The sequence below is a fragment of the Pseudonocardia sp. OZ21 genome, assembly GCF_059359135.1.
Genome location: NZ_JCADBN010000049.1, coordinates 1 through 939 on the forward strand (window position 1 = coordinate 1; position 939 = coordinate 939).

At 67.9% G+C, this 939-nt stretch carries 1 protein-coding gene; it reads left to right on the forward strand.

What is annotated here, in order from left to right; all coding sequences use genetic code 11:
• Positions 1-48: 48 nt before the first annotated feature.
• Positions 49-939 (forward strand): IS5 family transposase gene (locus AC5L35_RS37330; protein WP_495064477.1). Its coding sequence is split into 2 segments (ribosomal slippage), with 892 coding nucleotides annotated over them: positions 49-424 and positions 424-939; the frame shifts between segments, so codons are not numbered across the junction. This gene is flagged as partial in the annotation.

Genomic DNA, 939 nt, shown 5'->3' on the forward strand with positions numbered 1-939 from the left:
GGGCGTGTCCTGTAAGGGTTGTGGCCTGCGATCGGTGATCATGCTCAGGTGGCGGGCAGGGGCGAGCTGACAGACAAGGCCTGGACGCGGATCGAGCCGTTGTTGCCACCGGTCGAGAGTGGGGGTCGGCGGTGGCGCGATCACCGCCAGGTGATCAACGCGATCCTGTGGAAACTCCGCACCGGGGCACCCTGGCGGGACCTGCCCGAACGCTACGGCCCCTGGAAAACCGCCCATGAGCGGTTGCGGATCTGGACCGCGGACGGCACCTGGCAACGCATCCTGGACCACGTGATCGTCAAGGACGACTCCGTCGGGAACGTGGAGTGGACCTTCAGCATCGACTCCAGCAGCGTCCGGGCCCACCAGCACTCCGCTGGGGCCCGGAAAAAAGGGGCTGCACCACCGAGTGGGTCGAAGCCCTCGCCGTCGACGGAGAAGCCCTCGGACGATCCCGCGGCGGACTGACCAGCAAAATCCATCTCGCCGTCGACGGGCGCGGGCTGCCGATGTCGGTGATCCTGACCCCGGGCCAGGCGGGGGACAACCCGCAACTGCTTCCACTGCTCGACCAGGTTGCGGTCGGTCGTCACGGTCCCGCCCGGCCCCGGAAACGTCCGGAGCGGGTGCTGGCCGACAAGGCCTACTCCCACCCCTCCACCCGCACAGCCCTGCGACAACGCAAGATCGCGTTCACCAGCCCCGAACGCAGCGACCAGATCACCCGCCGCGCCGCAAAGGGTTCCCGTGGCGGGCGACCACCAGCCTTCGATCCCGGGCTCTACGCCGACCGCAACGTCGTCGAGCGGCGCTTCAACCGGCTCAAGCAGTTCCGGGCTCTGGCCACCCGCTATGCCAAGCGGATGGCCTACTACCGGTCAGAGATCAGTATCGCGGCCATCGTGTTGTGGCTGCGTGCCGACCTACAGGACACGCCCT